At 71.2% G+C, this 19130-nt stretch carries 14 protein-coding genes; 4 read left to right on the top strand and 10 right to left on the bottom strand.

Annotated elements, in window-relative coordinates; translation table 11 throughout:
* Positions 1-96: 96 nt before the first annotated feature.
* Positions 97-1923: a glycoside hydrolase family 2 protein gene (locus OHT77_RS02295; protein ID WP_328826222.1), complete on the bottom strand. Its 1827-nt coding sequence runs from the start codon at positions 1921-1923 to the stop codon at positions 97-99.
* 175 nt (positions 1924-2098) lie between these two features.
* Between OHT77_RS02295 and OHT77_RS02290 the strand changes: the two genes are divergently transcribed.
* On the top strand, positions 2099-3115 hold the full coding sequence (locus tag OHT77_RS02290) for a LacI family DNA-binding transcriptional regulator (protein WP_328826221.1): 1017 nt from the start codon (positions 2099-2101) through the stop codon (positions 3113-3115).
* A 15-nt stretch (positions 3116-3130) separates the two neighbouring features.
* On the opposite strand, the gene OHT77_RS02285 is transcribed toward OHT77_RS02290, so the two are convergent.
* The 3 genes from OHT77_RS02285 to OHT77_RS02275 form a co-directional block, all read right to left on the bottom strand.
* Positions 3131-3841: a beta-glucanase gene (locus OHT77_RS02285; protein ID WP_328826219.1), complete on the bottom strand. Its 711-nt coding sequence runs from the start codon at positions 3839-3841 to the stop codon at positions 3131-3133.
* Positions 3842-4128: 287 nt separating this feature from the next.
* Entirely contained in the window at positions 4129-5304 is a 1176-nt protein-coding gene (locus OHT77_RS02280) for a S1 family peptidase (protein WP_328826218.1), read from the bottom strand.
* A 96-nt stretch (positions 5305-5400) separates the two neighbouring features.
* Positions 5401-8019 (bottom strand): glutaminase domain-containing protein, encoded by a 2619-nt coding sequence (locus OHT77_RS02275; RefSeq protein ID WP_328826217.1) that lies wholly within the window; start codon positions 8017-8019, stop codon positions 5401-5403.
* Positions 8020-8555: 536 nt separating this feature from the next.
* Here OHT77_RS02275 and OHT77_RS02270 point away from each other — a divergent pair.
* Positions 8556-9434, top strand: coding sequence for an oxygenase MpaB family protein (locus OHT77_RS02270; protein ID WP_328826216.1), 879 nt, complete (start codon positions 8556-8558; stop codon positions 9432-9434).
* Positions 9435-9578: 144 nt separating this feature from the next.
* On the opposite strand, the gene OHT77_RS02265 is transcribed toward OHT77_RS02270, so the two are convergent.
* The 3 genes from OHT77_RS02265 to OHT77_RS02255 all read right to left on the bottom strand — a co-directional run bounded on the left by OHT77_RS02265 (position 9579) and on the right by OHT77_RS02255 (position 13687).
* A complete protein-coding gene (locus tag OHT77_RS02265; RefSeq protein WP_328826215.1) occupies positions 9579-11168 on the bottom strand; it encodes an alpha-1,2-mannosidase in 1590 nt (529 codons plus the stop codon).
* Positions 11169-11348: 180 nt separating this feature from the next.
* On the bottom strand, positions 11349-11897 hold the full coding sequence (locus OHT77_RS02260; RefSeq protein WP_328826214.1) for a helix-turn-helix domain-containing protein: 549 nt from the start codon (positions 11895-11897) through the stop codon (positions 11349-11351).
* A gap of 167 nt (positions 11898-12064) precedes the next feature.
* Positions 12065-13687, bottom strand: coding sequence for a cellulose binding domain-containing protein (locus tag OHT77_RS02255; protein ID WP_328826213.1), 1623 nt, complete (start codon positions 13685-13687; stop codon positions 12065-12067).
* Between the two features lie 618 nt (positions 13688-14305).
* Between OHT77_RS02255 and OHT77_RS02250 the strand changes: the two genes are divergently transcribed.
* Complete coding sequence (locus OHT77_RS02250; RefSeq protein WP_328826211.1) at positions 14306-15601, top strand: cytochrome P450; 1296 nt, start codon at positions 14306-14308, stop codon at positions 15599-15601.
* Positions 15602-15615: 14 nt separating this feature from the next.
* On the opposite strand, the gene OHT77_RS02245 is transcribed toward OHT77_RS02250, so the two are convergent.
* Positions 15616-17514 carry a glycoside hydrolase family 5 protein gene (locus OHT77_RS02245; protein WP_328826210.1) on the bottom strand — a complete coding sequence of 633 codons (1899 nt, stop codon included), beginning with the start codon at positions 17512-17514 and terminating at the stop codon, positions 15616-15618.
* 253 nt (positions 17515-17767) lie between these two features.
* Here OHT77_RS02245 and OHT77_RS02240 point away from each other — a divergent pair, with 253 nt between their 5' ends.
* Positions 17768-18445, top strand: a complete 678-nt coding sequence (locus tag OHT77_RS02240) for a class I SAM-dependent methyltransferase (RefSeq protein WP_328826209.1) — start codon at positions 17768-17770, stop codon at positions 18443-18445.
* 74 nt (positions 18446-18519) lie between these two features.
* Here the strand turns inward: OHT77_RS02240 and OHT77_RS02235 are convergent, their stop codons facing one another.
* Both OHT77_RS02235 and OHT77_RS02230 read right to left on the bottom strand, forming a co-directional pair.
* Entirely contained in the window at positions 18520-18831 is a 312-nt protein-coding gene (locus tag OHT77_RS02235) for a type II toxin-antitoxin system PemK/MazF family toxin (protein ID WP_328826208.1), read from the bottom strand.
* Entirely contained in the window at positions 18828-19013 is a 186-nt protein-coding gene (locus OHT77_RS02230; RefSeq protein WP_328826207.1) for a hypothetical protein, read from the bottom strand. The genes OHT77_RS02235 and OHT77_RS02230 overlap by 4 nt, the downstream gene beginning before the upstream one ends.
* Positions 19014-19130: the final 117 nt, after the last annotated feature.

Genomic DNA, 19130 nt, shown 5'->3' with positions numbered 1-19130 from the left:
TCCGTGCGGCGATGCCGCCCACCATGCGTTCTTACATCGATGTAAATCTTGTGCGACGTGCGGTGCGTCCGCTCACTCGGAGCGGGGACCCGGGTGCTAGGTCGTCTCCTCGTACGCCGCCGGGCGCAGCTGGGCCGCGCGCAACTGCGCGGTGTCGGCCTTCTCGGAGCGGTCGAAGCGGTAGACGCCGTTGCGCTCCTGGAAGACGTCGGTTAGCTGCGTGTAGCAGTAGCCGAACATCCCGGGATCACCCAGCAGCACGCCGGTCAGACCGCGGAACCGCTCCACGAACTCCTCCTCGGTGCGCGGCCGTTCGCCGTACCCCCACGAGTCGGAGGTGTCGTCACCGGCCGCGGCGACGGTCTCCGGGTCCCACCAGATCCCGCCGAACTCGCTGCAGAAATACGGCTGTCCGCGATACGGCACCGACCAAGTGCGGCCCTCGGGACCGGTGTTGACATACGGCCGGTCCTCGGCGAGCCCGGCCATGATCTTGGCGAACGCCACCGGGTCCTGCTCGTAGCAGTGCGAGTCGTAGACGTCGGTCTCCGGCACCCGGTGCGCGTAGCCGGAGGCGTCCACGACCGGCCGGGTCGGGTCCGCCTGCTTGGTGGCGAGGAACATGCCCCGCGTGACGTCGTCCAGCACGGTGATGCGGTCGTGCAGGTTCTGGTACGTCTCGTTCAGCGGGCACCAGCCGACGATCGAGGGATGCGAGTGGTCCCGCTCCAGCGCCTCCAGCCACTGGGTGATGTACGAGGCGTCGGGCCGCTGGTTGTCGTCGCGGACCCCGGTCTCGCAGCCCCAGTCGCCGAACTCGCCCCACACCAGATAGCCGAGCCGGTCGGCGTGGTAGAGGTAGCGCTCCTCGAACACCTTCTGGTGCAGCCGGGCGCCGTTGAACCCGGCCGCGATCCCCAGCTCGATGTCCCGCAGCAGCGCGGCGTCGGTGGGCGCGGTCATCAGCCCGTCGGGGTAGTAGCCCTGGTCCAGCACCAGCCGCTGGAAGACGCGTTCGCCGTTGAGCAGCAGCTCCTTGCCGCGTACGGAGACCGAGCGCAGGCCGGCGTAGGACCGGGCGATGTCCACGACCTCGCCGTCCGGGCCGACCAGCTCCAGCGCGAGGTCGTACAGGTGCGGGTCGGCCGGTGACCAGGTCCGGCGACGGTTCTCGGGGACGGTGAGCACCAGGCGCGGGCACAGGTCCAGGTCCGCCCGGCCCTCGGCGGTGACGACGGTGCCGTCGGCGTCGCTCAGCGTGGCGCGCACCCGGTGCCCGGCGACGTTCGCCGACAGCGGCAGCTCGACCAGGAAGGACCCGGTGGCCAGGTCGGGTGTGATGCGGGGGCGGCGCAGGGCCACGGCGCGGGGGACCGGCTCCAGCCACACGGTCTGCCAGATGCCGGTGGTCCGGGTGTAGTGGCAGTGCGAGTTGGCGTACCAGGTGGCCTGCTTGCCGCGGGCCTGCACGGTGTGGCGGCTGTCCCGGGCGCGCACCACGAGCGTCAGTTCCTCGCCGGGCACGGCCACGTCGCCGAGGTCGGCGGTGAACGGGGTGAAGCCGCCGCGGTGCCGGGCGACCTCCTGGCCGCCCGCCCACACCGTGGTGTCGTGGTCGACCGCCCCGAAGTGCAGGAGGACCCGGGCGTCGGCCCACTCGGCGGGCACGGTCACCGTGCGCCGGTACCAGACGGCCTCCAGGAAGTCCGTCTCCGCGATGCCGGACAGCTCGGACTCCGGGCAGAACGGGACGAGGATGCGGCCGGTCAGTTCGCGGTCGGTCAGGCCGCGTTCCAGGCCGCTGTCGGACCGGTCGGTCTCGAACTGCCACTCGCCGTTGAGATTCAGCCAGGCGTCCCGCGTGAACTGCGGCCTGGGGTACTCGGGGCGGGGTGGCGCGTCCGGGAGGTACGGGTCGGGCATGGTGCTCCTCGTGACGAGAGTGCAGGTCGGTGCGTGGTGGAGGTCGTGCGGGGTCATGGCACCATGTCGATTACATCGATGTAAATAGCTCGGACGCAGTTTGTGTGCGAGCGGCTGGCCGGAAAGCGATGCGCAACGGTCGGTACGATCAAGCAAGTTCGGAAGGAAGGGCAGCGTGGCGGCCAGACCGAGGATCAAGGACGTGGCGGAGTACGCCGGCGTCTCGCCCAAGACCGTCTCCAACGTGATCAACGACTTCGAGCACGTCTCGGAGCAGACGCGCACGGTCGTCCGCGAGGCGATCGACGCCCTCGGCTACCGCGTCAACATCGCCGGCCGACAGCTCCGTCAGGGCCGTACGGGCATGATCACTCTCGCGGTGCCCGAGCTCGACGTCGCCTACTTCTCCGAGCTGGCCCGGCACATCATGGAGGCGGCGGGGAGCAACGGCCGGACCGTGCTGATCCACCAGACCGGAGCCGAACGTGACCGCGAACTGGCCGCGCTGCACGGCTTCGACACGCAGTTCTGCGACGGCGTCATCCTCAGCCCGCTCTCCCTGCTGCCCCGCGACCTCGCCACCCGCGACCGCCGGATGCCCGTGGTGCTGCTCGGTGAACGCTCCGCCGAGGGACACACCGACCACGTCGGCATCGACAACGTGCGCGCCGCGCGGGAGGCCACCGAGCACCTGCTGTCCCGCGGGCGCCGTCGCATCGCGGTGATCGGCGGTGCGGTCCGTGGCCAGCAGGGCACCGACCGGCTGCGCACCGACGGCTACCGCCAGGCGCTGACAGCGGCGGGCCTGCCCTTCGACGCCGGTCTGGTGGTGCCGGTGGAGGCCTACCACTGGCGGGACGGCGCCGAGGCGGCGGCCCGGCTGATGCGGGACGGAACCCGGCCCGACGCGCTGCTGTGCCTGAACGACAACATGGCGCTCGGCGCCCTGCGCACCCTGTACGAGAGCGGGGTGCGGGTGCCCGACGAGATGGACGTGGTCGGCTTCGACGGCATCGAGGCGACCGGCTTCAGCGTGCCCAGCCTCACCACCGTCTCGCCCGACAAGCGGGAGATCGCCCGCACGGCGGTGTCCCTGCTGCTGAACCGCATCGACACCCCGGACTCGGGCATCCCGTACCGCGACGAGGTGATCGGCCACCGGATCGTGGTCCGGGAGAGCAGCGGAGGCTGACGCCGACGGTCCCGGCTACGACCCCGTGTCGGCCGTGGCCGGGTCGCCGTCATGGGACTCCGGCGCGGGTGGATTCACGCGCCGACGCACCGTCAAGTTCTCGACGCGGTACGACAGTTCGGTGGTCCCGGGGTCCGGGCCGGGGTGGTAGCGGCCGGCGCAGACGGAGAGGTTGACGACGAGGTAGGCCCACCAGCCGGAGCCGACGCCCCGACCGTCGGCGAAGACCCGGGTGCCGTTCAGCGACCAGACGACGCTGCGCCGGCCGAAGGTCACGCCGAGGTCGACCACCGCGCCCGGACTCACCGCCGGATGGCGAAGGTACATCTGTCCCTCGCGTACGTGGTTGGTGAGCTCCAGCAGGTCGGGGTTGTCGGGGTGGTACTCGAAGACGTCGACCTCGTTGCCGCCGTCGCGCCAGGTCCAGACCGCCGGCCAGGCACCCAGTCCGGTGGGCAGGCACACCCGGACCTGGAGCCGGTCCCCGGTGCGGACCGTGAACGCCTCGTCGCTCCCCTCGGTGGTCAGCAGCCCGGTGTCCCAGCAGCCGTCGGTCCTGGGGGTGGCGCGGAAGGTACCGGTGCGGGAGTAGGCGGGGTCGGGGGTGAGGTGGTCCAGCTTGTTGTCGCCGGGGTTGGTGGGGCCGCCGTCGGGATAGGCCCAGGAACGGCCCGCCACCCATTGGCTGGCGGAGGTGAAATCGGCCGTGAAGACGACATCGCTCACATACGGCTCCCTCGATGGCGGACACGGAGTCGAGTGCCGCAGTGCTGCCCGGTCCGGCGGCCGGACATGCGGTGGCCGCCGAAGACCGGAGGATCGTCGCACCTGCGGGTTACGGGTCCGGCGTTCGCGCCCGAACGCGCACGTGGTCCACGGACACGTACTCGCACCACGGGTCCGGCGGCCTCGGCACCTCCGATGCCGGAGCCCCATGCCATCCGCTGCCGTGGGAGCGCATCCGGGCCGCGGTGTGTCTCCGCAGCCCGGGCGCGCGGGAGTTCCCCGGTGGATCAGGCGGTCACGAGGGTCAGGCCGTAGGTGCTGAGGATCTCGTTGACCGGCTGGAACCAGGTCTGACCGCCGTTGGTGCAGTCGCCCCAGCCGCCGGAGGTCACGCCCTGGGCCTGGTCGCCGGTGATGAACGAGCCGCCGGAGTCGCCCGGTTCGGCGCAGACGTTGGTGCCGGTCAGCTGGTAGACCGATCCCTGGCTGTAGTTGACGGTCTCGTTCTGGGTGAGCACGGTGCCGCAGTGCCAGTGCGTCGTCGAGCCGGAGCGGCAGATCGACGAGCCGACGGGCGCCACCCCGGAGCCGCGCACCAGGACATCGCTGACGGTGCCCCAGCCCAGCACGACCGGGACGGTCCACCACCCGTTGCCGATCCGGATGTACGAATAGTCGTTGCCCGGGAAGGACGAGCCGGCGAAGCTGCCCATCGCCGAACCGTCCCAGCCGACCACCGAGCTGCCGGGCGTTCCGCAGTGTCCGGCGCTGACGAAGCCGCCGACGACGGAGAAGCCTATGGAGCACCGGGTGTTGCCGTTGATGTAGTACGGGTCACCGCCGACGGTGCCCGCGGCGAAGGTCTGCGGTCGCTGAGCCGTGGCGACGCTGTTGATGGTGAGCAGTCCGGTCCTGCGCGCCGGGGCGAGGAACTTCGTTACGGCGGCGCTGTGTTCGGCTCCCTCGCGGACCTCCGCCACGACCTTGCTGGTGCGGGGGTCGACGTGCCAGCTCTGGACGGCCGCGGGGGCGCCGTCCGCCTTGGCGACGGTGTCGAGTGCCGACTTGGTGGCGTCCAGGGTGCGTGCGCTGTGCGCGACCCGCACCACGGTGGCGCCGGTGGACCGTACGGAATCGGCCGCCGCGCTGCCGGTGTCGGTGAGCCCGACGACGAGGGTGCCGTGCGCCGCGTCGTACCAGGAGCCGCCGTAGGTCGGTCCTGCCGCCCGTTCGGCCCGAGGCGCGAGCCGCGTGGCGCCGGCCTCGTGGGCCAGCCGGGTCCGGGCCTGCGACGCGGTGAGCCCGAGGTCGCGTTGGAGGGCGGTGGTCAGCCCGGGGGAGAGGGCTTTGGCCGACCGTGTCGGCTGCGAGGGCGAGGCGGCGGCGGGGGACAGGCCCAGGGCTCCGGTGCCGAGGGCCAGCAGGACGGACAGGCCGAGGCAGAGTTTCGTGGGGCTTCTCATGGAGCGCTCCTTCATTTCCGTGTGGGGCGGGAAAGGGGTGGATCTGTGTGGCGCCGCTCTCCGGTGTGGTGTGCTCATGACATCCGTGGGGGTGGGTCAGACGAGCCGCCAGAGGTGGTCGGAGGTGCCGTTGTCGTTCCACTGCGTCACCTGGGCGCCGTTGGCCTGGGATGCGCCGTCCACGGCCAGGAGCTTGCCGCTGTGCACGTTGACGATCTTCATCCAGCCGTCGCCGTTGTCGACGAACCGCCAGAGATGGTCCTGGGTGCCGTTGTCGTTGTACTGCTGGACGTGGGCGCCGTCGTCGAGGCTCTGGTCGTGGACGGCGAGCAGCTTGCCGCTGTTGCGGTTGTAGATCTTCACGGTGCCGTCGCCGTTGTCCACCACCGTCCACAGGTGGTCGGCGCTGCCGTTGTCCTCGTACTGGGTGACCTCGGCGGTGTCGGCCAGGGACATACCGCTGACGGCGAGCAGCTTGCCGGAGTTCTTGTTCTGGATACGTTTCCAGGCGACGGAGTCGGGCGCCGGGGCGTTCATCAGGGCGAGGACGCCGCCGATCACGGGCCGGTCGGCGAATCCTCGCTGGGCGCCGGAGGCGACGACGTACCAGTCGGTGAAGGGCACCCGCGAGGGCGTGCTGTTGGCGAAGCCGTAGACCCCGTTGATCAGCATGGTGCGGGCGTCGGCGTGGTCGGCCAGCCAGGCCGCGGTCCACATCTCCCAGTCGGTCTTGGTGTAGTCGTTGCGCGGGTCCAGGATCACGCCGTAGGTGCCCGCCTTGGACAGGTACCAGGCGGCCTCCTGCGCGGCCACCCCGGTCGGCACCAGGTTCACGCCCAGCAGGCGGTCGGCGTAGCCGTTGTACTTGAGGCTCCAGGTGCCGTCCTGGTCGTAGGCGAGTTTCAGGTGCGTGCCCGAGGAGTCCTGGGCCAGGGTGACCCAACGGCTGATGTAGCCCCGGGCTACGGCCTCGTAGTGCGCGGCGTCGGAGGAGTTGGACGCCGCCTTGGCCACCACGCTCATCGCGCCGATGCCGATGAGGCCCTTGAGCGCGAGGTTGGCGCTGTGCGCGATCCAGCCGGTGAAGTCGTCGGTCTGGTTCTGGTTCTCGGGGTCGAGCGCGTTGGCCACCAGGTAGTCGGCCCACCGGCGGAGGATCGCGTAGTGCGTGGTCGCGAAGGAGGCCGCGTCGGCTGCCGGAAGGCGTTGGGCCACGGCCGCCGCCATGATCAGCATGTTCGCAGACTCCTCGATCGGCATGGCCTCCTCGTTGCCGTCCAGGTGCCCGGTCGCGTTCGGATAGCTGGAGCCGAGATCGTGCTCGGCGTACGGCTCGGGCCAGCCCTGCTTCTCCGCGTAGTCGAAGTGCGGTTCGAGCAGCAGCCGCAGATACGCGGGTGAGAGGTGCAGGTACGCGGGGGACGCCGGGTACGTCACGTCCACGGTGGAGAAGTTGCCGTTGGAGGAGATCTCCTTGAGCATCGCCCACGGTGAGCCGTCGCGGTCGACGAGCTCCGTCCCCGCCACGGCCTGACGCACCGCCAGGGCACAGACGGCCGCGTAGCGTTCGCCGGTGTCGCCGCCACCGGCCGCGCTCGCGGCGTCGTCGTGGATCGCCTTGTCGAAGGCGACGGCGGAGGTGAGGGCGGCGGCGCGGTCGCTGTCGAACCAGTCGAGCATGGCGGTCCATGAGCCCCAGTAGTGCGTCCACCACGGGTTCAGGCGGGCGCCGAGGTAGCTCACCGCAGGGGTCCGCACATGGCCGACGACCACCTGGAACACCACCGAGGGGGCGGACGCGGTGACGGTGCCCAGGTTCTGGTTGAGGCCCAGCACGGGCCAGCGGTCGTTGATCGCCCGGGGCTGCGCGGTGTCGGAGGTGCCGGCCAGCGTCCCGTTCGCGGCGGACGCCGCCCGTACGACCGTGTCCTGGCCGATCTGCCAGGTCAGCCCGCTCACGGTGGGAGCGGCCAGCACCAGCGAACCCCACGAGGCCTGGTCGTTGTTCTCGGCCAGCACACCCGGGGAGGCCGGCTGGCAGGTCAGGGCGGTCATGCTCCCGGTCGCCTGCTTGGCCCAGGTGACCTGGGTGGCACTGTCGCCGTGCACCCACTCCGCGGAGGCGTCGACATGCACGTCCACCGTGTGGCTCGCCCCGTCACCGCTGGCGGCCTGAACGCTGATGTAGCTCAACGGCACGCACTGCCGCTGCAGGTTGCCGAGGTCCACGGGCGAGAAGAACGTGACCGTCAGCGTGACACCGCCCCCGGTGAGCGTGAAGATCGACCGGGTCGCCGTGAGCTGCAACGACGTCTGCGTCATCGTGCTGAGCGCGGGGCCGCCGGGCAGCGCGGGGGCGCCGAGGAAGACGTACGGCGTGCCGTCGATCCGCGCGATACCGGCCAGCGCGGTGATCCGCCCGTTCCAGAAGGTGGGCCAGGTGCCGGCCAGGTTGTCCCCGGCCAGCCAGGTGGTCAGATACGGGGACCGTACGGCGAGGGGAGTGGCGGGTGGGCGCAGCGGGGTGAACGTCGACGCCGCGGCCTGGACCGACACGGGGGCGGCGCGGGCCGTCGTTCCGTCGATGCCGAGGACGCCCAGGGCACCTGCGGCGGCCGCCCCTCCCCAGCGCAGCAGGTCACGTCTGGACAGTGCGGGCATTGCGGGCAGTGCGAGGGCGGGGATCGGGTGGTTGTCGTCTTCGGGGTGGTGCATGGGGGCTCCTTCGACGGGCAACGAGCGTTCGACATCGTTGTCAGCGCGCCATGCTGACGGGGTGTCACGGCAGAACGTGCTTCGTGCCGACAGCGCCGAGGGCGGACGGCCCGGAGTGTGTGGGGCGGGCCGCCGCATGCGGGTGCTGTGCCAACTCGCCTTCCACTGAAGGAAAGCGCGGTACTCAGGGATGACAGCAGTCCACGGGACCGCTGTCCAGCCCTCGCGCAACACCCGCCCCTCACCAGGGAGTTCAGGACCGCCACCGGCCTCCGGGACGAGCACTCCAAGGACCTGACTCCCGGACGACCCATCCGGCTGGGCTCTCCTCGCCGGTCGGCCGGTCTCGGGTCCTGCGGGAAATCGGCTCCCCGATCTGCATCCGACGGCGCGTCCCGCCCGGAAAGAAGAGCGGAATACGCGCTCGTGTCCCCCTGCACCGGGACCTGCGGGCCGCACTTTCCCCGGGACCCTCTGGGGTCGGCTACGGAGGGTCCCGGCAGAATGGGAGACAGGTCGGCGGAAGGCAGTGACCCATGAAACCCACCTGTGCCGGGTGGCCCGGTCCGCGTGAACGGCTGGGCACCGCCCTGTTCGCTCGGGTCGCGGGACCGGACGGCCCGCGCAACCGCGCCAGGATCCACGACACCCCCGGCCCGCGCTGGTTCGGCCCTGACCAGCCGGTCCGCCGTGTGCACGGCGACGCCTCGATGTTCATCGGCGGACTGTCCGCCCTGCTCCTGCAGTCCCTGCATCCGCTGGCCATGGCGGCCGTGGCCGCCCACTCCGGCTTCCGCGGAGACCCCTGGGGTCGGCTGCAGCGGACCAGCACCTTCCTGGCCACGACGACCTACGGAACCGCCGCCCAGGCACAGCGGGCCTGTGACCAGGTCCGAGCCGTGCACGAGCGGGTCCGGGGTGAGACCGACCGGGGCGAGCCGTACCACGCCGCCGATCCGGAGCTGCTGTGCTGGGTCCACGTCGCCGAGGTGGACAGCTTCCTGCGCGCCCACCAGAGCTATGGGGCGAACCCCCTGACGGACGCGGAGTGCGACGGGTACGTGGAGAACACCGCCAAGGTCGCCATGGCGCTCGGTGTGCCCGACCCGCCACGGAACCGCGCCGAGCTGACCGAGCGCCTGCTCGCCTACCGTCCGGACCTGGAAGCGACCCCGCAGGCACGCGACGCCGCGCGCTTCCTCCTCCTGAACCCGCCCCTCCCGCTGGCGGCCCGCCTGCCTTACGGCGCGCTCGCCGCCAACGCGGTCTCGCTCCTGCCGAGTTGGGCGGCGGCGGAACTACGGCTGCCCCGGCTCGCTGTGGTGGACACGCTGTGCGTGCGCCCGCTCGGCTCCGCCCTGACCTCGATGATCCGATGGGCGATGACACCCGCACCCCGCCCGGCCGGCGCGTGAGCCGGGAGCCGACCGACATGCCCCGCGTACGGCATGCTCGGCCGGGCAACCCGGCCGAGCAGCTGTCCGTAGTCACAGAGGCCGGATCAACCGGCCGTTGTGCTGCCGACGGCCCCCTGGACCGGCCGGTGCGGCACCGGGCCGTCAGGAATTCTTCAGGTAGACCGCCAGCTTGCCGATGAGCCGGGCGGCTTCGTCCAGGCCGCGGGCGGTCTCGCCCAGGTCACCGGCGAGGAGTTTCGGCAGGGCGTCCCCCGCGTCCTGGCCCTCCTGCTGACCGGGAGCGTCGGACCAGGGGCCCGGGACGGTCGTACCCCGGTAGCCGACCGGGTCCCCGCCGAGGGTCGTGCGGTAGCCGGTGAAGTCGGCGGCGCCGTGTGTCGGGCCGAGGGACGGGGCGTCGTCGGCGAGGAACTGGATCCGGGAGAGCTGGGTCATGTCGGAGCCGCGGTTGCCTTCGATATCGAGGCGGTAGCGGGCGTAGGACGCGGGGGAGGCGACCTGGTATTCCTTCGTCTCGTGCCTGCCCCTGAAGGACTCACTGGTGCGGGTGTCCAGGGTCGTCCAGTGACCGCCGTCGTGCGATCCCTGCAGTTTCCAGTCCTGCGGGTCCCGGTCCGGGCAGTCGTTCCCGGAGGTCAGCCGGTAGGTGGCCACGGCGGCGGGCTGCGCGAAGGTGAAGGTCAGCTCGGCCGTGTCCTCGTGCGCCAGCCACTTGTTGTGGGACTTGCTGAGCAGGTTCTCGGCGACCTCGCCCCACTCGGCGAACTCGTCGCTCGCCTCGACGTCCTCGACCGTGCGCGTGATGTCCCGCAGTTCGCCGCCTGGCTGCCGTACGGCGGGTGCGGCGACGGGGCCCACGCCGCTCAGGGCGATCGAGGCGGTGGTGCCGCGCCGGTCCGTCCAGGACACGCGTTCCAGGGGTGCCCCTCCGTCGTCGAGCAGCAGCCGCAGCTCGCCCGACGGAGCCCACGCGTTGTCGTGCCCCGACTCCGTGGAGAACCGGTGCAGTCGCGCCCCGGCCGTGCCCTCCGGGTAGGCCCAGCGCTCGGCGAGTGAGCCGCGGTACTCGGTGACCGTGCCGTCGGCGGTCCTGCGGTGACCCAGGAAACCCGTCAGGTCGGCGCGCAGCCCGATCGCCGCCTCCGCTCCGTCCGCCGTGCGCCAGGAGAGCTGCGAGGGCAGTGCGGACCCGCCGAGGTCGACATGGAGGAGCAGCCGGGGCGCGGGCTGCCAGGCGGTGGTGCCGGGCGTACGGACCTCGGCGCTGAAGGCGACGACGGACCGGTTGGCAGCCCGGGCCGCCAAGGCGCGCTGTGCCTGGTCCTGTTCGCGGGCGGGGGCGACGGTGACGGCACGCAGCCGCAGCAGGGTGTCCGATCCCTCCGGGCTGCGTATCTCAAGAATGTTCGTGCCGGCGGCCAGGAGGTCGCCCGGCGCACTGAGCACGGTGTCCCGCGGTTCGCTGTGGCCCCCGTCCGCCGGTATCGCGAGCCGCTCCCCGAGAGTTTTGCCGTTGAGCAGGACGTCCATGGGAGCGCCCGTACCGAGCACGGTCACCGTGACGACGGCCTCCTCGTTCTCCTTCCACCCGTCGACGGTGAAGTCCACCTTGATGTGACCGCCGGCGCCCAGCGCGAGGTGCGAGGGGGCGATGCCGCACCGGTGGTGGGTGACCAGGGCGTTCGAGAGCTGGGCCGGGGTGGTGGAGAAGTCGGCGAATACGGGTTCCATGCGTGTCCCTACGTCGTGCTGTCTGGGCGTACCGGGCTACCGGTTGCGATGCGAGTGGCGCGGCCTTGCGGTCCGTGGCACGTGCAGAACGTATCGGGAGCCACTGACAACACGCCGCACCCGCCCATGAGTTGAACCTCTATGTAAGGCAACGCCCCTTCTGGTGGCCGCACTTGGTCCTCACATGTGCGGTGGTGGAGAAGTGATCAGGAGGTGCAGGAGAACGGTCCACAGGCAGGTCGCGGTCGCCATGACGCGAAGTCTGCGACGGCGCGCGGGAGTGACCGGGTCAGGTCCTGCTCCCACGGGAAGGGCGACCGCGGCTGGCGCGCGCCGGGCGGATACCGGTGGAGGGGACGGCTGGAGTGCTGGCCGGGGCTGCGGACGACCGGCCGGGCGTTCTGGGCGTCGCCTTTCCGCGCGCCGGGGCGGGTGCACCGCTGGCGGCACGGTCCCGGCTTCGGCTGCCGACGGAGCCAGCCCCTGGGCCAGGCCGCTCAGGAACGCGGCGTAGGCGGCCCGCCGTAGACCCGTCGGGGTGGTGCGGCCGGTTTCCCAGGAGCGCACCGTCGCCGTGGTCACGCCGAACGCCGCGGCGACCTGCTCGTCGGTGAGCCGCCATGCCCGGCGCAGGCGGGCGCGGTCCTCGGGGGCGGGCAACGGCGCTCGACCGTCCCTGCGGCGCGGGTGGGACGGCATGGGGTGCTGGGTCGGAAGCTCGATCGTCATGACCGTATGACAACCCGTCAGATGGTGATGTGACTCCATGACGGGAAATACACCCGTGTGCCCTAATGCCGTCGGGACGGCTCGGGGCGTAACCGCACCGTGTGCGGGCCGAGTTGAGTCTCGGCCCGCACACGGTTGTCCTGTGGGGTGCGGGTGACCTCGCGGGGTCAGCCCGTGTACGTCGCGAAGAGCTTGGAGAACTGGTACGGGGTCTGCGGGATGTTCGTGCACTCGCTCAGGCCGCCGGTGCAGGCGTTGCCGTCACGGGTGACGTCCCAGAAGCCCAGCTCGCCCAGGTGGTTCTGGCGGGCGAAGGTGAGCACCTGCTGTGCGTCGGCGACGGTGAACACCTCGCTGGCGGTGTCGTTCTGACCGAGCATCGGGGTGAGTCCGACCATCGCCCAGGTCTGGGCGGTGGTGAGGTTCGGCCACACCGAGGCGATCTGGGCGCGGGTGGAGGTCGCGGCCTGGATGGCGTACGTGCCCATCTTCCCGGAGGGGCTGGGCGCGGCGCTGTCGCCGTAGTCCATGGCCATCAGGTTGACGGTGTCGACGTTCAGGTTGTGCGACTTGGCGGAGTTGAGGATGTAGAGGCCGTCCGCGGTCAGGCCACTGGGCAGCACCGGGAGGGTGAGCGTGACCTTGAGGTCGCGACCCTTGGCGCGCTGCGCGGCCTGGACGGCGGCGACGGCCGTCGAGCGCCGGTCGATCGAGGCGTGGTCGACGGTCGCGGCGCCCTCGATGTCGAAGTCGACGCGGTCGAGGGCGTAGGCGTCCACGACCTTCTGGTACTGCGCCTGGAGCGCGGTCGTGCTGGTGCAGGCGAGGGCGAGTTCGGTGCCCGCCTCGCCGCCGAAGGACGGCCGTACGTCACCGCCCATCGCGCGCAGCGAGTCGAAGTCCGCGCGGTCCCAGGCGGCGCCCGGGTCGAAGGAGTTGAACCAGCTCGCGTTGCAGCCGGTCGACCCGGCGGTGATGAAGCCGAGCGAGAACTGCCGCAGCCCGGTGGTCGTGGCGATCTGCGTGAGGTTCGGCGTCGGGTAGGCACCGAGGTCGATGAAGGGGGCCGCCACGCCGGGAGTCGTGCCGCTGCCCGCGGTCGCGGTGAGCGTCGCGGAGTGCGCCGACTCGTTGTTGGAGTCGTCGAGCGCGGTCACCGTGAAGCTGTGGCTGCTGCCGGCGAGGAGGCCGATCACCTTGAAGGTGGTGCCGGTGCCGGAGGTGGTGGCGATGACGTTGCTGCCCTCGTAGACCCGGTAGCCGACCACGCCGACGTTGTCGGTCGAGGCGTTCCAGCCCAGCGTGACGCTGCCGGGGCCGGTGTCCCGGACGGCGAGGCCGGAGGGGGTCGAGGGGGCGACGGTGTCGGCGGGGACGCCGGCGCAGGGGCCGTTGTTGATCAGGCAGGCGCTCGGCGCGACGACCGAGCCGCTGTAGCTGAAGTCCATGCCGACGACGGGCGCGGAGTCACCGGGGGCGAGCGGGGCCTCCCAGGAGGGGGAGGTGATCGTGTACTGCGTCCCGCTGTGGGTGACCGTGCCGTTCCACGAGCTGGTGACGGCCTCGGTGGCGGGCAGGGTGAAGGTGATGGTCCATGAACTGACTGTGTGGGTGGACTTGTTGGTGACCGTGTAGCCGCCCTCGAAGCCGGCACCCCAGGTGGAGGTGATGCCGAAGGACGCGATCAGACCGGTGTTGTCGGCCGCGTGGGCGGCCGGGGCGGCGGTCGTGGCCAGGCCGCCGGCCATCAGGGCGGCGGTCAACGCGGCGCGCAGCGACGCACGTCTCATGCGGATGCTCCTCCGTGGGGCGAGGCCGCGCACGGCGTCGCGCCGGTACGCGGATTGCGGTGCCCTGCACGTCCGTCGCACGGTGGAGAGGTGCGGGTGGGGAGGCGCCGTGCGACGTGATCAGGGCGGGGTGGGGCAGCGGGAAATCGTCGAACGGCAAGTCGTGAAGTTAATCGGAAACTTTCCTTACTTCTGCCTGCGTAGCGAAGCGTGGCTGCCCGCGTCGGTCTGCGTCAAGAGATCCGGGGAAGATTCGTCTAGACCAATTTCGGTTCCGTGGGTGCGAGTTGTCGCCGGAGGTGGACGTCAACTGCCTTCGCCGGTAAGCAATCTGACGTCACGTCATACCGAGGCGCCGCTCCACGGAGAGAGCCCGGGACGTGATATTGCCGGACGCAGGAGACCGTGGCACGATCGACAAAATATTCGCCCTGACGGCAGTGAGGTGTTCATGAAACGGACACGGCGCCTGATGGCTCACCTGGTGGGTCGCAAGCGGGTCAGCGGACGCTACATCTACTGGCCCTACCACGCCCGGTAGCCCGACCTGCTCAGCGCGAACGCCGATCGCAGGATCCCTGGCAGGGGGTCCTGCGATTCACCGGGGGAGGGCGGCGCATGGCGCAGGGCGAGGAGCACAGATGGCCGCCGGGCCCGCGCGGACACCGGCTGACGGGCAACACCCGCGCCTACGAGGCCGACCGGATCGGATTCCTGCGTCGCTCCCACCGGGAGTACGGTGACGTCTTCTCCTACGACGAGCACACCCTCTTCGTCATCGACCCCGAACTCGCCCACGAGGCGCTCATCCGCACCGGCGACACGTTCGTCACCGAGCTGGCGCCTTTTGACATGCGGCGGGACACCGACCGGGCCGCCGAACACGCCGCCTCCTGGATGCCCGAACGGCGCTCCGCGTGGCCCGGCCTCAACCGGACGGCGGCGGCCACGACCGACGAGCGGACCGTCGCGATCCTCGACGCGGTCATCGCCGACGGGGCCGGGCAGGACGTCGACGTCCTCACCGCCATGCGGACGCTCACCGCCCGGACGATCGCCGAGTACTGCTTCGGCGCGGACCACGCCGGTGTCGCCGAGCTGCTCCACGAGACCGTCCGTGCCACCCAGGCCTTCGCTGAGGCGTCCCGCGAGTTCCCCGCGTGGCTGCCGCTTCCCCGTCACCGCCGCTACTTCCGCACCTACCGGCGCCTGACGGCAACGCTGACCGGCCTGGTCCGCGAGCGGCGTGCGTCGCCGTCCGGCCGGTCCCGTGACGACCTGCTCGGATTTCTCCTCGCCGGCGAACCGGCCCTCTCCGTGGATACCGTGGTGTCGACACTGCACAGCGTCCTCATGGGCGGACACGGCGTGCCCGCCGCCGCCCTCACCTCCCTCGTCTGGGAACTCGCCCGGCGCCCGCGGCTCGTGCACGACCTCCGCGACGAGGCGGACGGAGCGCAGGCCGGCGGCACCCCGCTGGCCGAGGCCGTGGTCCGGGAGACGCTCCGGCTGTATCCGCCCGCGTGGCTGATGACCCGAACCGCCGCTACGGCGACCACTCTGGGCGCGTGGTCGCTCGGCCCCGGCGACGACGTACTGCTCAATCCGTACCTGATCCACCGGGACCCCCGCTGGTGGCCCCGGCCGGACGAGTTCGACCCCGCCCGATGGCTGGCGGGACAAGCGGCCCCCGGATCGGCCTATCTCCCGTTCGGCGCCGGACCACGGGTGTGCCTCGGTGCCACGCTGACCATGCGCCAACTGACGCTGACCACCTCCTGGTTGGCCCGCCGCTTCACCGTCGCGTCACCGAACGCGGAGTCGGTGACACTGGAGTTCGTCGACCGGCTGGCCCCGGCACACCTCAGGGCCCGCTTCCTGCCGGTGGAGTCCGCGCGTCGAGTCGACAGCTAGGTCAACAACGCGCTTCAGTGGGCCAGTTGGCGGCAGAACAGGGCGGCGGGGCCCGGAGAGCTGCCGACGCGTGAGGTGTAGGCGATGCCCGCCGCGTACTCGTCGTCCGCGCACTGGCCCTTGTAGTCACCACTGGCGAAGTCACCGCCGCCGGCGGGCCGGTTGTCGGACCGGTCGAACCACACGGTGCGTCCCGTGCCCGCCAGTGCGACACCGGCGGGCGCACAGAGGGCGGCCGACGTCCGCACACCTCGGTGGCTGTAACCGATGAGGAACTGACCCTGGGCGCACTGGAGTTTGGTATAACCCGAGGCCCAGTCGCCGCCCTGGGGGACGTTGCGTTCGTCGGTGACGACCGACTGGGCGCCGTCCGCGGCACGCAGGTCCCCGGCCGTGACGTCCGTGCACAGGCCCCGGCCCGAGGTGTGCCCGAGACCGATCAGCCGCAGACCGTCCGGACAGGCCGCCTTGGTGGCTCCAGGGTCCCAGTCGCCGGTCGCGCGCACCCGTACGGACTCGACGTAGTCGCCGTGGTCGGTGGCGAGCATCTGCCAGGCGGGGACCCTGGTGACCGGACCGGTGAGCGAGGCGGCCGACATCAGCCGCTGCCATCCGGCGCCGCGCCAGTCCGCGTCGTCCAGCAGGCCGTGCCGGGTGCCGTCCGTGTCGTAACGCAGCAGGGCCCAGTCGTCGTGGCCCTGCCAGTCGACCAGCGGCCAGTAGGCGAAGTCGGCGTCGTGGTCGGCGAAGTAGTCGGTGACATTGCCGAACCAGGTGCGGGCCGCGGCGCCGGTCTCGCCCGCTCCGATGCCGAACTCGCTGATCCACACGGGAGCGGTGTAATGCCTGCCGTCGTCCTGGGAGACGAAGAACGCCTCGTCGTAGAGGGTCTGGAACAGCGCGTCGCGACTGAGGTCCTGGTAACGGGGGTCGCTGGTCTCGCCGATGCCGGTGGCACCGCTGTGGTGGGGGCCGGTGTAGCCGTAGAAGTGGGCCGAGTAGACGAGTTTGTGGGTGGCGACCAGGGTGTGCGACAGCGTGCGTGCGGGGGTGAGCAGGGGGCGGCCGTGGGCGAATCCGTCGACGGGCAGGCCGGTCCAGTTGATGCCCTCGATGACGATCAGCAGATTCGGATCGGCCTCGGTGAGGATGCGGTCGGCGGCGAGTTGGGCGGCGGCGAACCAGTCGTGCGCGTCGCCGCTGCCCCAGTTCGGGTCGTCCCAGACGTCACGGCGCACCTCGTTGTAGAGGTCGGCACCCACCACGCGGGGGTCGGAGGCGTAGCGGCGAGCCATGAACACCCAGTCGTCCGCCCACTGCGTGGTCGACTGGCTGCTGTTCCACCGCTCGTTGCCGTCGACCCCGCAGCACCAACGGGACGTATTGGTGTGGTTGTTGAGGATGACCGCGAAGTCGGCCGAGGTCAGTGCGGAGACCACGGCGTCGAACACCCCGAGCGGCGTCCGGCCACGCAGCTGCGGGTTGGCCGCCAAGGCGGCGTCCGGGACGGCGGTGGCGTCATGGATCATCGCGTTGGAGAACGGCAGCCGGATGCTGTTGATGCCCAACTCGTGGAAGTCGGCCATGAGTTGGGCGAGGGGTACGCGGTCCAGGCCCAGGGGGATGCCGTAGGAGTTCTGCCCGGCGTGGTGGTTGGCGCTGTCGGCCTCGCTGCCGCTGCCCGTCCAAGAGCCCTGGGCGCCGTCCCAGTTGGCGGATCTGAGCCGGAAGCGGTTGCCGTTCGCGTCGACGATGTAGCGCCCGCGCGTGGACAGGGGCGGTTGCCAGGCGCTCGCGGTGGTGGCGGCCACGGCACCGGCCGTCGGAGGCGGGGAGGCCGCCGCGGTGGAGGACGGGAACAGGAGGGAAGCACCCAGGACGAGTAGTGTCAGGTACCGGACAAGTCTGGCCATGGGATGCCCTCCGTGCTGATACCGGCAGATGGCCTCGCTCCGGGAACGTGGGGGGCGACGGCTTGTGGGAGGTTACCCGCGGCCTGCCGACCCGTCGACCGGTCAACACCACTCCGTGCCGGTCCTGCTCCGACACCCCGAGCGGTTGGCCCACTTGAACGATGACCCGTCGCTGATCCTCACGGGGGCCCGCGTTTTGCCGGAGCAGCAAAGAGATTGGTGTGACCAGGACCTGGTGGGTGACCGTGGGCAGGTGACTGACAACATCGCAGGATCTTCCGCGTCCGACACGTCCCTGTCCGCCGACGCATACGTCGGGGACCCCGAGGTGCGGGCGGAGTGGGACAACCGGTACGCGGACCGACAGCAACTGTGGAGCGGCCGGCCCAACGGCGCGCTCGTGGCCGAGGTCGCCGGGCTCCCACTCGGCCGGGTACTGGACGTCGGCTGCGGCGAGGGCGCGGATGCCGTCTGGCTCGCGCGCGGCGGCTGGGAGGTGACCGCGCTCGAAGTCTCGGGCGTGGCCCTGGAGCGGGCCGCGGGGCACGCGAGGGACGCCGGTGTCACCGTCCACTGGGTACACGCCGGACTGGCGGAGGCGGCGCTTCCCCCGGCCTCCTTCGACCTGGTCTCCGCGCAGTACCCGGCGCTGCTGCGGACACCCGACGCCGCGGCCGAGCGAGCGCTGCTCGCGGCCGTCGCGCCCGGTGGCGTGCTGCTGCTCGTGCACCACGCCGGGATGGACACCCGGCATGAACACGATGCCGCCTTCGACCCGGCCGACTACGTCTGGCCCTCCATGGTCGCCGCTCTGCTCGACGAGGACTGGAGGGTGGAGGTGGACGAGCAGCGGCCGCGCGTGGCACCTGACGGCGGCGCCGGTGCGCACCACACCGACGACGTGGTGCTGCGGGCGCGTCGGCTGCGCTGAGGGCTGGGCTCACTGCCTGAGGGAGGGGCATCCTTCCGCGCCGTGGGCCACCTGCTGCCCCTGTCGCGTGGGGCCTACAGGTCGAGGACGGCGCGGAGGGCGTTGTCGACGAGTTCCTGCTGTTCGGGGCCGATGTTGCCGTGCGGGGTGCCGGACTCGAAGCGCAGCGTGGAGAGCTGGAGGAGGTTGACCGCGACGGCGGAGGCGTCGACCGGGGCGGTCAGGTGCACGCTCATCGCCGTGTCGGGGTGCTGCGCCGGGGCGTGCAGGACCAGGACCAGGACGGCGCCGTAGGCGTCGGCGAGTCCGTCGAGGCTGACGACGAGAACGGTGCGGGTTCCCTTGCCGGTGTCGACGTCCCAGACGTCGCCCTTCCGGATGCTCACAGGGTGTCGCCCTCGCCCGCCAGGTCGAGGGGGGCGACGGAGGCCAGTTTGCGTGCGGCGTCGAGGGTCATCTGCCGTCGTACGGCGCGCACGATGTAGTCGTTCAGGGACGCGGCGCCCGCGGCGGCGTCACGCAGTTGTTTGTCCATGGCGTCGGGGATGCGCAGGGTGATGGCAGTCATGACACCAATTCTAGTGTCACAGGTGCCGTCATGGGTGCTGCGGAGAGTTTTCCGGGCGGGTGGGCGCAGTCGGGCCGGGCGTCTGGTCGTAGGCGTGGTGCGAGGGCCGGTTCGTGG

The organism is Streptomyces sp. NBC_00252, assembly GCF_036187565.1.
GTDB lineage: Bacteria > Actinomycetota > Actinomycetes > Streptomycetales > Streptomycetaceae > Streptomyces.
This window is presented reverse-complemented; position numbering and strand designations above follow the sequence as displayed.